This window comes from Actinophytocola sp. (assembly GCF_036402745.1).
GTDB lineage: Bacteria > Actinomycetota > Actinomycetes > Mycobacteriales > Pseudonocardiaceae > Actinophytocola.
In genome coordinates, this window is record NZ_DASWSJ010000035.1 from 1 (window position 1) to 15,390 (window position 15,390).

At 69.9% G+C, this 15,390-nt stretch carries 15 protein-coding genes; 8 read left to right on the plus strand and 7 right to left on the minus strand.

Translation table 11 applies throughout. From position 1 onward, the window contains the following. Nucleotides 1–536 (minus strand): maleylpyruvate isomerase family mycothiol-dependent enzyme (locus VGD70_RS03060; RefSeq protein WP_331077869.1); only part of this gene is annotated, 536 nt, incomplete at its 3' end. 82 nt (nucleotides 537–618) lie between these two features. Next, nucleotides 619–1,410 (minus strand): hypothetical protein, encoded by a 792-nt coding sequence (locus tag VGD70_RS03065; protein ID WP_331077871.1) that lies wholly within the window; start codon nucleotides 1,408–1,410, stop codon nucleotides 619–621. A gap of 122 nt (nucleotides 1,411–1,532) precedes the next feature. Here VGD70_RS03065 and VGD70_RS03070 point away from each other — a divergent pair, with 122 nt between their 5' ends. Beyond that, nucleotides 1,533–2,366, plus strand: a complete 834-nt coding sequence (locus tag VGD70_RS03070; protein ID WP_331077873.1) for a tRNA (adenine-N1)-methyltransferase — start codon at nucleotides 1,533–1,535, stop codon at nucleotides 2,364–2,366. A gap of 4 nt (nucleotides 2,367–2,370) precedes the next feature. On the opposite strand, the gene VGD70_RS03075 is transcribed toward VGD70_RS03070, so the two are convergent. From VGD70_RS03075 to VGD70_RS03090, 4 genes are all read right to left on the minus strand, one after another. Continuing rightward, the gene (locus VGD70_RS03075; RefSeq protein WP_331077875.1) at nucleotides 2,371–2,952 is read right to left on the minus strand and encodes a hypothetical protein; all 582 of its coding nucleotides are present in this window, start codon (nucleotides 2,950–2,952) and stop codon (nucleotides 2,371–2,373) included. Nucleotides 2,953–2,962: 10 nt separating this feature from the next. Continuing rightward, nucleotides 2,963–3,445: a hypothetical protein gene (locus tag VGD70_RS03080; protein ID WP_331077877.1), complete on the minus strand. Its 483-nt coding sequence runs from the start codon at nucleotides 3,443–3,445 to the stop codon at nucleotides 2,963–2,965. 32 nt (nucleotides 3,446–3,477) lie between these two features. Beyond that, entirely contained in the window at nucleotides 3,478–4,155 is a 678-nt protein-coding gene (locus VGD70_RS03085) for a hypothetical protein (protein ID WP_331077879.1), read from the minus strand. A 155-nt stretch (nucleotides 4,156–4,310) separates the two neighbouring features. Further along, complete coding sequence (locus VGD70_RS03090; RefSeq protein WP_331077881.1) at nucleotides 4,311–4,991, minus strand: hypothetical protein; 681 nt, start codon at nucleotides 4,989–4,991, stop codon at nucleotides 4,311–4,313. Between the two features lie 251 nt (nucleotides 4,992–5,242). Here VGD70_RS03090 and arc point away from each other — a divergent pair, with 251 nt between their 5' ends. The 7 genes from arc (at nucleotide 5,243) to pafA (ending at nucleotide 13,046) form a co-directional block, all read left to right on the plus strand. Beyond that, the gene (gene arc / locus VGD70_RS03095; RefSeq protein ID WP_331077883.1) at nucleotides 5,243–7,060 is read left to right on the plus strand and encodes a proteasome ATPase; all 1,818 of its coding nucleotides are present in this window, start codon (nucleotides 5,243–5,245) and stop codon (nucleotides 7,058–7,060) included. A gap of 4 nt (nucleotides 7,061–7,064) precedes the next feature. Then, nucleotides 7,065–7,994 (plus strand): aldo/keto reductase, encoded by a 930-nt coding sequence (locus VGD70_RS03100; protein WP_331077885.1) that lies wholly within the window; start codon nucleotides 7,065–7,067, stop codon nucleotides 7,992–7,994. A gap of 24 nt (nucleotides 7,995–8,018) precedes the next feature. Then, complete coding sequence (dop, locus tag VGD70_RS03105; RefSeq protein ID WP_331077887.1) at nucleotides 8,019–9,527, plus strand: depupylase/deamidase Dop; 1,509 nt, start codon at nucleotides 8,019–8,021, stop codon at nucleotides 9,525–9,527. A 114-nt stretch (nucleotides 9,528–9,641) separates the two neighbouring features. Continuing rightward, entirely contained in the window at nucleotides 9,642–9,836 is a 195-nt protein-coding gene (locus tag VGD70_RS03110; RefSeq protein WP_331077889.1) for a ubiquitin-like protein Pup, read from the plus strand. A gap of 50 nt (nucleotides 9,837–9,886) precedes the next feature. Continuing rightward, nucleotides 9,887–10,774 carry a proteasome subunit beta gene (gene prcB / locus VGD70_RS03115; protein WP_331077890.1) on the plus strand — a complete coding sequence of 296 codons (888 nt, stop codon included), beginning with the start codon at nucleotides 9,887–9,889 and terminating at the stop codon, nucleotides 10,772–10,774. 35 nt (nucleotides 10,775–10,809) lie between these two features. Further along, complete coding sequence (gene prcA / locus VGD70_RS03120) at nucleotides 10,810–11,589, plus strand: proteasome subunit alpha (protein WP_331077892.1); 780 nt, start codon at nucleotides 10,810–10,812, stop codon at nucleotides 11,587–11,589. Nucleotides 11,590–11,687: 98 nt separating this feature from the next. Further along, nucleotides 11,688–13,046: a Pup--protein ligase gene (gene pafA / locus VGD70_RS03125; RefSeq protein ID WP_331077894.1), complete on the plus strand. Its 1,359-nt coding sequence runs from the start codon at nucleotides 11,688–11,690 to the stop codon at nucleotides 13,044–13,046. A 72-nt stretch (nucleotides 13,047–13,118) separates the two neighbouring features. On the opposite strand, the gene VGD70_RS03130 is transcribed toward pafA, so the two are convergent. Beyond that, on the minus strand, nucleotides 13,119–15,257 hold the full coding sequence (locus VGD70_RS03130) for an MMPL family transporter (RefSeq protein WP_331077896.1): 2,139 nt from the start codon (nucleotides 15,255–15,257) through the stop codon (nucleotides 13,119–13,121). Nucleotides 15,258–15,390 lie beyond the last annotated feature (133 nt).

The window sequence follows — 15,390 nt, forward strand, 5'->3', positions numbered from 1 at the left end:
GTCCGCCCCGGGCCGAGGACGTCGCGCTTGTCCGGGGTGAGGTCGAAGTGCGCGGGGTTGACGTCGAGCTCCACCCACTCGTCGATCGCGTCGAGGGCCATCTCGGGGGACACCTCGAACCCGACCCCGGCGGCGAGGGTCGCGTCGGCGCGGTGGACGAGGGTCTCGTGGGCGAACCGGCGGGCCCAGAACGCGGTGGTGGCGTACTCGAACGGGGTCCACAGCGCGGCGTCGGGCCCGGCCGCGCGCAGGGTCTCGGCGAGCCTGCTGGCGCCGTCGAGGAGCCAGGCGGCGGGCAGGTCGGCGGAGTCGTCGCCGTCGAGCTTGCGGACCTGGTCGTCGGGCCGGAACTCGGTCGCGCGGGTGCGGACGATCTCCTCTGCCCAGCGGTGCCCGCCACCGATGTGGCGCACGAGGTTCCCGAGGCTCCAGCCAGGGCAGGGCGGCACGGACGCGCGCAGGTCCGCGGTTCGCAGACCGCTCGTGAGCAGCTCGGTCTGGGTGACGATCTCGGCGCAGTGGCGGTCGAAGTCCATCGGTTTGTCTCCTCGCGGGCGGTGGTCCGTCCCGAGGAGTCGGAGCCGGACGGCGCCTCTCGACACCGTCCGGCGGGCAGTCTCAGCTCGACGGTGGGAACGGGTTCGGCGGCACGCGGCGGCTGGTGGTGGGCGAGTGGTCGTCCTCCCCGCTGCTGCTGCTGGTGGACGGCTGGCCGTGGGAGCGGTAGAGGCCGCAGACCTTCCAGTCGCCGTTCTCCTTGGCCACCGTCATGTCCCGCGATTCGCTCTTGTCGCCGTCGGCGGTCTGGACGAGCGTGAACGTGGCGCCCTGGGACGTGGCCTCGTAGCTCCTCATCGTCAGGTCGAACTGCGGCGCCTTGCCCGGCGACGCGCTGTAGCTCTTGGAGAAGTCGCGGGCGTCCGAGATCTCCTTGTCCAGCCGCCTGTAGTCGTCGGCGCAGGCCAGCGGACGCAGCGGCTGGAGGTCGATGTCCGCGAGGTCGGTGTTGAGGAGCGTCTTCAGCTTGCTCACGTATGTCTCGGCCACCGATCGGGGGTCCGAGCCGCCGCTGTCGCCGCTGGCCTTGTTGTCCTTGCTGAGCAAGAGGTACGCGCCGACCCCGCCACCGCCGACGACGAGGATCGCCACGATGATCAGGCTCGTGATGAGGCCGGTCCGCGGCTTCGACGGCGGCGGCCCCACCGGGAACCCGCCCTGTGGACCCGAGGCCCACGGCGTCTGCGGCGGATACGCGTCCGGACCGTACGGCCCCTGGTTGTAGGGGCCCTGGTTGTACGGCCCGCTGGGACCTTGCGGGCCGTAGGGACCTTGCGGCCCGTTGGGACCTTGCGGGCCGTAGGGACCTGGCTGCTGACCGTACGGGCCGGGTGGCTGTGGCGGATACGTCATGGCTCCCCCTGATGAGCGCCCTGCGTGGCGCGGGTCAGAGTAGTGGTGGTACCCCCATTCGGCCTCGGCCGGGTCTCTGCGACGATCACCGGCACGCACACGGCGAGGACAGAGGGAGCAGGGTGGCCGAGGTCAGGGCGAGCGGTCCGTTTCGGGTGGGGGATCGGGTGCAGCTCACCGATCCGAAGGGCAGGCACTACACCCTCGTGCTGGCTCCCGGCGGGCAGTACCACACGCATCGCGGCGCGGTGTCCCACGACGACGTGCTCGGCAAGCCAGAGGGCTCGCTGGTCAGCTCCGTCGGCGGCACCTCCTACCTCGCGCTGCGCCCGCTGCTCGCCGACTACGTCCTCTCGATGCCGCGTGGCGCGCAGGTGATCTACCCGAAGGACACCGGCCAGATCATCATGTGGGGCGACATCTTCCCGGGCGCCCGGGTGCTCGAGGCCGGCGCCGGCTCCGGCGCGCTCACCTGCTCGCTGCTGCGCGCGGTGGGGCCCGACGGCCGGGTGACCTCCTACGACGTGCGTGCCGACCACGCCGAGCACGCCGAGCGCAACGTCACCACGTTCTTCGGCGAGCGCCCGGACAACTGGGACCTGCACGTGCGTGACCTGGCCGAGCACGAGGGCGAGGTCGACCGCGCGATCCTGGACATGCTCTCGCCGTGGGAGATGCTGCCGGTCGTCGCGCGGAGTGTGATCCCCGGCGGCGTGCTGGTGATCTACGTGGCAACCACCACCCAGCTGTCCCGGGTCACCGAGGCGCTGCGCGAGCAGCAGTGCTGGACCGAGCCGCAGGCGTGGGAGACGCTCATGCGGCCCTGGCACGTGGTCGGGCTGGCGGTGCGCCCGGATCACCGGATGGTCGCGCACACCGCGTTCGTGCTGACCGCCCGGCGCCTGGCCGAGGGCGTGGTGCCGCCCCGGTTGCAGCGCCGGGCTCAGCGGGGCTGACCGGTCAGGGCACGCACCAGCCGTCGCCGCGCTTCTCCAGCGGCAGCGGCACGACCGTCGGCTCGCTGCCGTCGATGGTCAGCTCGACCTGTGCGGTGGCCTTGTTGCCACTGATCTGCGGGTTCTCCACCAGGCGGGCGGTGGCGTCGGGCGGGAACTCCTCGACCGTGCCGACCGCGTTCGGGTCGCAGGCCAGCTGCTGCATCGCGGAGATGTCCCGGCTCTCGATCGCCGCGGCGGCGTGCTCGGCGACCGTGCGGGCGGCGGCCACGTTCTGGTCCGCGGGCGGCGGGACGGGAACGACCGTGCTCGGCTGCTTGCCGCCCGGCTCGGACGTCGGCGCGGGGGAGCCGGGTGGCGCGGTGTCCGAGATCGTCGGCAGGTCCGGGTTGGCGTTGTCGCTCCCGTCGCCCGGCTTGACCAGCAGGTAGACCACCAGGCCCACGACGGCGAGCACGACGACCGCGCCGACGACCGCGACGACGGCACCGCGCTTGCTGGCCTTATCCTCGGGCGGGTCCTGCTCGGGTAAGTCCTGCTTCGGTAAGTCCTGCTTAGGTAAGTCCTGGTTCGCGTCGTCGGTCACCGGACCGCCCTCAGATCGCCACGCACCAGCCGTTCTCCCTGTTCTCCAGCAACAACGCGGTCTCGCCGTCCCCGACGGTCACCTGCGCGGTGCCGACCGTTCCTTCCAGTACCTCGACCTTGCCCAGCCGGACGTCGCGTCCCCCGGTGACCGAGTACAGCGTCCCCGGGTCGGCCCGCTCGCAGGTGAGCGCGGTGGCCGCGGCCTTGTCCCGGGCGTTCACCGCGTCAACGTAGTCCCGCGCGGTCGCCTGGAGGTCGCCGGACCGGGCCGGGCCCTTGACGGCGGACGACGCGGCACCGGTGCCCGGGCCCGAGCCACCGGTGTCGTGCGACGCCGGTGGCGGCGACCCGCCCGGGGCCTTCGGCGCGCTCGTACTTGTGGCCGGCGGCGGGCCGGCTCGCGGCTTGTCGTCCGGGCCGAACAGCAGCCAGCCGCCGAAGCCGATGACACCGAGCACCAACAGCAAGGCCAGCAGCAGCACGGCGATCATGCCGGCGCGCCGGACCAGCGGTCGGTCGGTGATCAGGCCTCCCCCTCACCACAGAACCGCCACTGGCCGCCCTCCTCGACGATCTTGATGAAGATGCTCGGCTTCTCGGTCGTGCCGCCCTTGGACAGCTGGAGGTCGATGTTGGCGGTGGCGGTGTTGCCGTTGACGCTCGGCGAACCGCTGGCCGTGGCGGTGATGTCGTAGGGCGCGAGGGTGCTCTCGAGCTCGGAGGTGTCGGTGCCGTACTTGCTCTTGTAGGCCGCGCAGGCGGTGCTGACGACCTCGGTGAAGCTCTTGCTCTCGTAGGCGGCCATGTAGGCGTCGCGCACGTCGTCCGGCGTGTTGCTGGCGTTGCCGGACGTGCTGTCGCTGGAGGGGTCGCTGCTGGTCGAGTTGTCGTTCGACGGCGATGTCGTGGGGTCGTTCGACTTGGGTGCCTGGGTCTGGTTGTTGTTCTGCGCGGCGGGCTTGTCGTCCTTGTTGAGGACGACGAGCGCGACGCCACCGCCGCCGAGGACCAGCACCACGATGACGATGATCGCGACGATCATGCCGGTGTTGCGCTTCTTCGGGGGAGGCGGCGGAGGCGTGCCGTAGCTGCCGAGGCCCTGGTAGGAGGACTGGCCGCCGTAGGGCGGAGTCTGCGGGGGTTGCTGCTGGCCGTACGGGTCCTGCCCGTAGGGGCCTGGCTGCTGCGGTGGGTAGGTCATCTCGGCCGGGACTCCTTCAACATGTGTGCGAACACCTAGCTAGACGGAGCCGTCGAACGACCCGTTCCCCTACGGAACGACATCGTATGGCCCCGTATGCGAGGATCGCCGCCGGGACGTGCCCGGCGGCGATCGTCATCGAGTTGTGGCGCCCGTCAGAGGTTGGGCTGCAGCTTGTCGATGCACCAGCTGCCGTTCTCGTTCTTCATCTTGAGCGTGGCGCTGATCTGGCTCATGCCCTGGGCCTCGGGCGGCAGGTTGCCACCGAGCTTGATGGTCACTTCCGCGCTGGCCGCGTTGTCGCTGTCCTTCTTGACCGCGCCGAGCTCGAAGCTGGCCGTGACGCCGTCCGGCAGGCCCATCTTGCTGACGTTGGCGACGTCCTTGCCGCTGGCGCTCCCGCCGCACGTGATCTTGGCCACGGCCTCGTAGTCCTGGTTGTTCACCGCGTCCACGGCGGACTTGGCGACGCCTTCAGGACTGCTCGTGTCCGAGCCGCCGGACAGCACGATGATGAGGACGACGACGACGGCGACGACCACGACACCCCCGCCCGCGAGAATCCACGGCAAGGGGCTTTTCTTCTGCGGACCGTAACCATAACCACCCGGCTGGCCGTACGGCCCGGGCTGTCCATATTGCCCCGGTTGCCCGTATCCGCCGGGCTGCTGCGGCTGCGGTCCGGTCTGCGGGTAGCCGCCTTGCTGCGGATAGCCCCCCTGCTGCGGGTAACCGCCCTGCTGCGGATAGCCACCAGGCTGCTGACCAGGGCCTGGCTGCTGTCCGTAGCCGGGCTGTCCTCCCCAGGGACCTGGCTGCTGCGGCGGTTGCGACATCGGTACATCTCCTTGTTCACGGCGACCCCGTCGCCAAGTCTGGTGTGGACGCCGGCGTCCCGACGTCGCCCTCAACCTGACGCACCGTAGCGGGTCATCGGTTCCCCGACTCGCTGAGATGGCCCAACCCACCGGCCGCGACCTCGGTTTCGGCGATGTGACGCGATGGTTCCGAGATGTGGATGCTCTTACTTTGTCGGTATGCACCGGTACCGTGGGGGGTAGGAGAATTAGCGGGAGGAGGTGCCGACATGCAGCACGATCGTCCCGGTGGTCGGCCAGAGGAGGCCGACGAGCACGGCGCTGGACCCGAGCCGGCTTCTGGGCATGAACCGTCGGAGACCGCCCAGATCCGGTTCCTCGAGGAGGAAGTAGCGCTGCTGCGCCGGAAGTTGACGGACTCGCCACGCCACGCGCGGCTGCTCGAGCAGCGGCTTGCCGAGGCGTCTGAGCGGGTCAGCCAGCTGACCGAGCGCAACGCCAAGCTTGTCGAGACGTTGCGCGAGGCGCGGAGCCAGCTACTGGCCCTGCGAGAGGAAGTGGATCGCCTGGCCCAGCCGCCCAGCGGCTACGGCGTCTTCCTGGCGGCTCACGAGGACAGCACGGTCGACGTGTTCACCGCGGGCCGCAAGATGCGGGTCGCGGCGTCGCCTGCTGTCGAGGTGGACCAGTTACGCCGTGGTCAGTCGGTACGTCTCAACGAGGCACTGACCATCGTCGAGGCGGGTGAGTTCGAGCGGATCGGCGAGGTGTCGACGCTGCGCGAGCTGCTCGCGGAGGTCGAGGAGGGCGTGCCGCCGGCACGCGCGCTGGTCGTCGGGCACGCCGACGAGGAGCGCGTCGTGTGGCTCGCCGACCCGCTGCGGGAGGCCACGCTCAAGCCTGGCGACTCGCTGCTGGTCGACAGCAAGTCCGGGTACGCCTACGAGCGGGTGCCCAAGGCCGAGGTCGAGGATCTCGTGCTCGAAGAGGTCCCGGACGTGGATTACGCCGACATCGGTGGCCTGTTCCGGCAGATCGAGCAGATCCGTGACGCGGTCGAGCTGCCGTTCCTGCACGCCGAGCTGTTCCACGAGTACGAGCTGCGGCCACCCAAGGGCGTCCTGCTCTACGGCCCGCCCGGCTGCGGCAAGACGCTCATCGCCAAGGCGGTGGCCAACTCGCTCGCCAAGCAGGTGGCGGCCAGCAGGGGCGACGGCAACGCCAAGGACGCCAAGTCGTACTTCCTCAACATCAAGGGCCCCGAGCTGCTCAACAAGTTCGTGGGCGAGACCGAGCGGCACATCCGGCTGATCTTCCAGCGCGCCCGGGAGAAGGCCTCGGAGGGCACGCCCGTCATCGTGTTCTTCGACGAGATGGACTCGATCTTCCGCACCCGAGGCAGCGGTGTGTCCTCGGACGTGGAGACCACCATCGTCCCTCAGTTGCTCAGTGAGATCGACGGCGTCGAGGGACTCGAGAACGTCATCGTCATCGGTGCCTCCAACCGGGAGGACATGATCGACCCGGCGATCCTGCGCCCGGGCCGGCTCGACGTCAAGATCAAGATCGAGCGGCCGGACGCGGAGGCCGCCAAGGACATCTTCTCCAAGTACCTCACCAAGACCCTGCCGATCCACACCGAGGACCTGGCGGAGTTCGGCGGCGACCCGGCGGCCACCATCGAGGCGATGATCCAGCACACGGTCGAGCGGATGTACGAGGAGACCGAGGACAACCGCTTCCTGGAGGTCACCTACGCCAACGGCGACAAGGAGGTGCTCTACTTCCGCGACTTCAACTCCGGCGCCATGATCCAGAACATCGTGGACCGGGCCAAGAAGGCGGCGATCAAGTCGGTGCTCGAGACCAAGCAGCCCGGCCTGCGCGTGCAGCACCTGCTGGACGCCATCGTCGACGAGTTCGCGGAGAACGAGGACCTGCCCAACACCACCAACCCGGACGACTGGGCACGCATCTCCGGCAAGAAGGGCGAGCGGATCGTCTACATCCGCACGCTCGTCACCGGCAAGAACCAGGAGTCCGGCCGGGCGATCGACACGGCCACCAACACGGGTCAGTACCTCTAGACCCATGGCTGTCCCGAGGGCGGCGGGCATCGAGCGACTTGGGCTCGGGCTCGCCGCCCTCGGCCGTCCGGCCTACCTCAACGTCGGCCGCGCCGAACTGCCCGCGGACCGCACGGTCGAGGCCATGCGGGCCGCCTCGTGGGACGTCCTCGACCAGGCCTACGCCGCTGGCGTGCGCTGGGTCGACGTGGCGCGCTCCTACGGGCTCGCGGAGGAGTTCCTGGCCGGCTGGCTCCGCGCCCGCGCGCCGGCCGACGTGACGGTGTCGAGCAAGTGGGGCTACACCTACGTGGGGGAGTGGCGCACGGACGCGCCGGTCCACGAGGTCAAGGAGCACTCGCTGGCCCGGTTCACCGAGCAGTGGGCGGAGAGCACGGCGCTGCTTGGCGCACACCTCGCGCTCTACCAGGTCCACTCGCTCACCGTCGACAGCCCGCTGTTCGACGACCTCCCGCTGCAGGACGCCCTCGCGGCGCTCCCGGTACGCGTGGGCTTCTCCACGTCCGGCCCCCGCCAGGCCGACGCGGTCCGCCGGGCGCTGGCCCTGGAGCGGCACGGGGTCCCGGTCTTCACCGCGGTGCAGTCGACCTGGAACGTGCTGGAGCCGTCGGTGGGCCCCGCGCTGGCAGAGGCGCACTCGACGGGCGCTCACGTGCTGGTCAAGGAGGCGCTGGCCAACGGCCGCCTGGCGGTCTCGCCGCCGCGGCCCGTCGCGGACCTCGCCGCCCGGCACGGGGTGGGCCCGGACGCGGTCGCGCTGGCCGCCGTGCTGGCCCAGCCGTGGGCGGACACGGTGTTGCTGGGTCCCTCGGGTCCGCGGCAGCTGCGGAGCAATCTCGACGCCCTGCGCGTGCCGGCGGTGACGCAGGTCACGGACCTGGCGGTGGATCCCGAGACCTACTGGAAGGATCGAGCCGCCCTTGCCTGGTCCTGACCGCTGTCCCCGTAGGGTGGTGACATGCGCCGGATCATGGGCACCGAGGTCGAGTACGGCATTGCCGTTCCCGGAGATGCCACCGCCAACCCGGTACTGACCTCCACCCAGGTCGTACTGGCCTACGCCGCTGCCGCGGACATCCCGCGTGCCCGGCGGGCGCGGTGGGACTACGAGGTCGAGTCACCACTGCGCGACGCGCGCGGGTTCGACCTCGGCGCGCCGGGCATGCCACCCGCCGACCCCGAGGTCGAGGACCTCGGCGCGGCCAACGTCATCCTCACCAACGGCGCCCGCCTCTACGTCGACCACGCGCACCCGGAGTACTCCGCGCCCGAGGTCACCAACGCCCGCGACGCCGTCATCTGGGACAAGGCGGGGGAGCGGATCATGGAGGAGGCCGCCATGCGCGCGGCCACCGTGCCCGGCCAGCCGCGCCTGCAGCTCTACAAGAACAACGTGGACGGCAAGGGCGCCAGCTACGGCACCCACGAGAACTACCTGATGGCCCGCAACACCCCGTTCACCTCGGTGATCGCCGGCCTCACCCCGTTCTTCGCCTCGCGCCAGGTGGTCGTCGGCTCCGGTCGGGTCGGCATCGGCGTGGCCGGCGAGGAGGCCGGCTTCCAGCTGTCCCAGCGCGCCGACTACATCGAGGTCGAGGTGGGCCTCGAGACCACGCTCAAGCGCGGCATCATCAACACCCGCGACGAGCCGCACGCCGACGCCGACAAGTACCGCCGCCTGCACGTCATCATCGGCGACGCCAACCTGGCCGAGATGTCCACCTACCTCAAGGTCGGCACCACCGCGCTGGTCCTCGACATGATCGAGAGCGGCCTGCGGTTCGACCACCTGAAGCTCGCCGACCCGGTCCGCGCGGTCCACACGCTCTCCCACGACCCCACGCTCAAGGCCACCGTCGAGCTGGCCAACGGCCGCAAGTTCACCGGCCTGGACATCCAGCACGCCTACCACGAGCTGATCTCGGAGAACCTCGACCGCACCGAGCAGGACCCGGTCGCCATGAACGTCCTCAGCACCTGGGGCGACATCCTCGACACGCTGGGCAGGGACCCGATGGAGTGCGCGGACCGGCTCGACTGGCCGGCCAAGCTGCGGCTGCTGGAGGGCTTCCGCGCCCGCGACGGCCTCGGCTGGTCCTCGCCCCGGCTGCACCTGGTCGACCTGCAGTACTCCGACGTGCGGCTCGCGAAGGGCCTCTACAACCGGCTGGTCACCCGTGGCTCGATGAAGCGCCTCGTCACCGAGGAGGAGGTCACCGCGGCCATCACCACCCCGCCGCTGGACACCAGGGCCTTCTTCCGGGGCCGCTGCCTGGAGCGTTACCCGAACGCTATCGCGGCCGCCTCGTGGGACTCGGTGATCTTCGATCTGGGTCGCGAGTCGCTCGTCCGCATCCCCACGCTGGAGCCGCTGCGCGGCACGAAGGCGCACGTCGGAGAGCTGCTGGAGGCCTCGGCCACCGCGGAGGAGCTGGTCGACGCGCTCACCGGGGGACCCCGCCGCTGACTGGTCCGCCAGGCTGTTCGCCGACAGCGAATAGCGATCATCGCCGTGCTGGTCCGCGATTATGTCGGTCCCGGCCGGTAATCTTGAGACAACAATCCCGATCCGGGAGGCGACATGGCCCAGGAGCAGACTCAGCGGCAAGGCGGCGGTGACGGCGACGAGGACGTCGACGGCGGCGCGCCGGCCGGTCAGGAGCGCAGGGAGAAGCTCGGCGAGGACGTCGACACGATCCTCGACGAGATCGACGACGTGCTCGAGGAGAACGCCGAGGACTTCGTCCGCGCATACGTCCAAAAGGGTGGCGAGTAGGTTCTTCCCGACACCCGGTCGGCATCCGTAAACCAGGAACGAAAGCAGGCATGGAACACACCCCCTCTCGCGCCACGCCCGGCGCATCGTTGCCGGCTGCCTACCTGACGGCCGAAACGTCCTCGTTCACCGACTTCCTGCGGGTGCAGGCCCCCCACCTGCTCCCCGGCTCGCTCGGTGGGCTGGGGTCGGCCGAACCCGTGCAGGCACGCCGGCAGACGGCCGGCCTGAGCACGCCGCCGCCCCACGGCACCACGATCGTCGCCGTCACCTTCGACGGCGGCGTGCTCATCGCGGGCGACCGCCGCGCCACGTCGGGCAACCTCATCTCCCAGCGCGACATGGAGAAGGTGTTCGTCACCGACGACTACTCGGCGGTGGGCATCGCCGGCACCGCGGGCATCGCCGTCGAACTGGTTCGGCTCTTCACGCTGGAGCTGTCCCACTACGAGAAGATCGAGGGCGTCACCCTGTCCCTCAACGGCAAGACCAACAAGCTGGCCGCGCTGGTCCGGGGCAACCTCGACGTGGCGATGGCCGGCCTCGCGGTGCTGCCGTTGTTCGTCGGGTTCGACCTGTCGGCCGGCGACCCGGCCAAGGCCGGCCGGATCGTGTCCTACGACGTGGTCGGCGGCCGCTACGAGGAACGGGCCGGCTTCCACTCGGTCGGGTCCGGCTCGCTGTTCGCTCGGTCGTCGCTCAAGAAGCTCTACGACCCGGGCAGCAACGCCGAGGCCGCCATCCGGCACGCGGTCGAGGCGCTCTACGACGCCGCGGACGACGACTCGGCCACCGGCGGTCCCGACCTGGCCCGCAAGATCTACCCCAGCATCATCACCATCACCGGCGCCGAGGGCACGGTGCACCTCTCCGACGACGAGGCCGCCGCGGTGACCGAGGCCGTCGTCACCGAGCGGTCCGCCCAGCCCCGCGGCTGACCCCAACCCCCCTTCGCGAACGAGGAGCCATCGCCGTGACCATGCCGCTGTACGCCTCGCCCGAGCAGTTGATGCGGGACCGCTCGGAGTACGCCCGCAAGGGCATCGCGAAGGGCCGCAGTGTGGTCGCGCTCAAGTACGCGGGCGGCGTGGTGTTCGTGGCCGAGAACCCGTCCACCACGCTGCACAAGGTCTCCGAGATCTACCACCGCATCGGCTTCGCCGCGGCGGGGCGCTACAGCGAGTACGAGAGCCTGCGCCGCGGCGGCATCCGGCACGTCGACCTGTGGGGGTACGCCAACGACCCGCAGGACGTCTCGGCGCGGCAGCTCGCCAACGTCTACGCGCAGACCCTGGCGTCCATCTTCACCGACCAGCTCAAGCCGTTCGAGGTGGAGATCTGCGTGGCCGAGGTCGGGGCCACGCCGGAGTCCGACCAGCTCTACCGGCTCACCTACGACGGCTCCATCGTCGACGAGCCGCAGTACCTGGTGATGGGCGGCCAGACCGAGCCCATCTCCAACACCATGAAGGACTCCTACGAGGAGGGCATGGCGCTGGAGGACGCGGTGGCGTTCGCGGTGCGCGCGCTCACCGCCGGCGCCACGGCGGCCAACAGCAACGGCGACAGTGGGCAGACCGTCGGCAAGCTGGAGGTCGCCGTCCTCGAGCGGTCCCGGCCCCGACGGGCGTTCCGCCGCATCGAGGGCGCGGCCCTCACCGCGGTCCTGCCGGCGGGTTCCGAGCCGGACGAGAAGCCGGAGGGCGAGCCGATCGACCCCAGGCCGGACGGTGACTCGAACGGCTCTGACTAGGGCGGACGCCGTTCATCGGCCGTTCGGATCGATGACGCGTTCATCTCACCTCGGAGAGGCCCGACCACCTTCGGGCCATCAGCGCATAGGCTAAGAGAATGCAGCGGCGGATCTTCGGCATCGAAACCGAGTTCGGCGTGACCTGTACGTTTCACGGCCAGCGCAGACTGAGCCCGGACGAGGTCGCGCGGTACCTGTTTCGGCGAGTGGTGTCCTGGGGTCGTTCCTCGAACGTGTTCCTGCGCAACGGCTCGCGCCTTTACCTGGATGTCGGCTCACACCCCGAGTACGCCACCGCGGAGTGCGACGACCTCGTGCAGCTGGTCACCCACGACAAGGCGGGCGAGCGGATCCTCGAGGATCTCCTGGTCGACGCCGAACGCAGGCTGGCCGACGAGGGCATCGGCGGGGATATCTTCCTGTTCAAGAACAACACCGACTCGGCGGGCAACTCCTACGGTTGCCACGAGAACTACCTGGTCACGAGGGCCGGCGAGTTCTCCCGGATCGCTGATGTCCTGTTGCCCTTCCTGGTCACGAGGCAGCTGATCTGCGGCGCCGGCAAGGTGCTGCAGACCCCCCGCGGCGCGGTGTACTGCCTGTCCCAGCGTGCGGAGCACATCTGGGAAGGCGTCTCCTCAGCGACGACCAGGTCCCGCCCGATCATCAACACCCGCGACGAGCCCCACGCGGACGCCGAGCGCTACCGCCGCCTACACGTGATTGTCGGCGACTCCAACATGGCCGAGGCGACGACGCTGCTGAAGGTCGGCAGCGCGAACCTGGTCCTGGAAATGATCGAGGACGGCGTCCAGTTCCGGGACTTCAGCCTGGACAACCCGATCAGGGCGATCCGCGAGATCAGCCACGACCTCACGGGCCGCCGCTTGGTCCGTCTGGCCGGCGGCCGGGAGGCGTCGGCCCTGGACATCCAGCGCGAGTATTTCTCCAGAGCAGTCGAGCACGTGGCGAAGCGCTCCCCGGACCCGGTCGCCGATCGGGTGATCGAGCTCTGGGGCCGCACCCTCGACGCGATCGAGGCGCAGGACCTGGGCCGGATCGACAGAGAGATCGACTGGGCGATAAAGCATCGCCTGGTGGAGCGCTACCGCGCGAAGCACGGTATGGAGCTGTCGAGCCCCCGCATCGCCCAGCTGGACCTGGCGTACCACGACATCCGCCGCGGCCGAGGGATCTTCGACCTGCTGCAACGCAAGGACCTGGTAGCGAGAGTCACCGACGACGGCGAGATCGAGGCCGCGAAGGACACCCCACCGCAGACGACGAGGGCCAAGCTGAGGGGCGACTTCATCGCCGCCGCCCAGCAAGCGGGCCGAGACTTCACGGTCGACTGGGTCCACCTGAAGCTGAACGACCAGGCGCAGAGGACGGTCCTGTGCAAGGACCCGTTCCGAGCAGTGGACGAAAGAGTCGAAAGGCTGATCGCCTCCCTGTAGGAGCAGCCCACAAGGAAGAGGGCGCCGTGCAGAACCACGGCGCCCCCTCTGACAGGCCTCAGATGGTAGGCCTCAGACCTTGACCAACTCCCGCTCCGGCGAGTCCGGAGCCTCCGGCGACTCAGGCGACGGCCCCTCCGACAGACCGACCCGCCCGTGCACCCGCCGCATCCAAGACGGAGCCCACCAGGCAGCCCGCCCCAACACCCGCATCCCCACGGGAACCAGAACCCCCCGGATCAACGTGGCATCGATCAAAATCGCGAGCCCGGACCCAATCCCGAACATCTGAATGAAACTGACCCCACTGGTCCCGAAGGCGAGCAGCGAGACGGCGAGCAACACGGCGGCCATGGTGATCAGCCGCCCGGTGCGCCCGAGCCCCTGGGTGACGGCGGTGCGCGGGTCAGCGCCGAGCGAGTGCATCTCCTTGATCCGGCTCACGACGAACACCTCGTAGTCCATCGACAGCCCGAACACGATGCAGAACAGCAGCACCAGCATGCTGGTGTCGAGCGGTAGCGGCGTGAAGCCGAGCCACGAGGACAGCCAGCCCTCCTGGAAGATCATCACCATCACGCCCAGCGTCGCGGAGAGCCCGAGCACGTTGAACAGCAGCGCCCGCAGCGGCTGCAGCACGCTCCCCGTGAAGAGGAACAGCAGCAGGAACGTGCTGATCGCGACCAGGCCCGCGGCCAGCGGCAGCCGGCTCGAGATCGCGGCCTTGCTGTCCACCAGGCGCGCCGCCTCCCCGCCGACCAGCACGTCCGCACCGTTCGCCGGCACCGCGCGGACCGTCCTGACGAGGTCCTGGCCCGCGGTCGAGTGGGCGTCGTAGCCGGTGGCCAGCGTCAGGCGCTGGATGCCCGACTCCGCGGCCATCGCCGGGTTGCCCGGACCGGTCGACCGGCCGTCGACGTACGTGCCGGTGCTCGTCGCGACCGACTCGACGCCGCGCAGCTGCGAGAGGCGCGCGGCGTAGTCGGTGACGTCGGCCGGGCCGCGGGTGACCAGCTGCATGGCCTTGCTGTCGTCGCTCGGGAAGTCGGCGCGCAGCACGTCGCCCACCACCCGGGTCTCCGACGCGGTCGTCAGCACCCGCTCGTCCGGCGTGCCGAACTCCACGCGCAGCAACGGGATCGCGGCGATCGCCAGCAGGATCACCACCGGCGCGCCGGTGAGCAGCGGCCGGCGCATGGCGGTGCTCGCGATCTTGGCCCACATCGCGGACACCGAGCCCGGCGTCTTCTTCACCCACGGCAGCCGCGCCGAGTTGACCTTCGGGCCCAGCACCGCGAGCAGCGCCGGCAGCACCAGGATCGCGCTGACCATCGCGATGATCACCACGCCGACCCCGGCGTAGGCGAACGACCGCAGGAAGTACAGCGGGAACATCAGCAGCGCGGACAGCGCGACGGCGACCGTCAGCGCGCTGAACATGATCGTCCGGCCGGCCGTCTCGACCGTGCGGACGACCGCCTCGGTCGTGTCGCGTCCGGCCGCCAGCTCCTCGCGGAACCGGGACACCATCAGCAGCGCGTAGTCGATCGCGAGGCCCAGGCCCAGCGCGGTGGTCAGGTTGATCGAGAACACCGACACGTCGGTGGCCGAGCCGAGGATCGACAGCAGCGCGAACGTGCCCAGCACGGCGATCGCGCCGATCGCGAGCGGCAGCAGCGCGGCGACCACGCTGCCGAACACCACCACGAGCAGCACCAGGATGATCGGCACCGCGATCGACTCGGCCAGCGCGAGGTCGCTGCCGACCTGGGCGCCGATGTCGGTGCCGACCGCGGCCCGCCCGCCGATGGTCACGTCGAGCGGCCCGCTCGCGGTGTCGTAGGCGTTCCGGAGGCTCTCGACGTCACCGTTGCCGGCGAACTTGGCGACCGCGATCGCGTGCTTGCCGTCCGCCGACCTCATCGGCGGCGCGTTGGTCGTGAAGTAGGAGGTGAAGTCGACGAGCGTGGCGTCGGACCGCAGGCGCTCGGTGAGCGCGGTGGCCGCGGACCGCACGGCCGGGGAGTCGACGGTGCCGGACTTCGCGCTCATCAGGAAGACGACGTCGTTCTCGCCGCCGAACTGCGACTTGAGTAGCTCTTGAGCCTGACTGGAGTCGGCGGCGGGGTCCTGGAAGCCGCCGTCGGTCTTGAGTTTGCCGAACGCGGTGAACCCGAGCGCGCCGGCACCCATCAGGACCAGGACAGTCACGACGAGAACCGCGCGAGCGTGACCGGCGACGAACCGGCCGATTCGACCGAACATGACATGCCCCCTGCATCGCTGGAATGTGTACAGACGTAAACTTGTCGCCTGTTAACTTGCCATCGATGTTTGCTGGTGT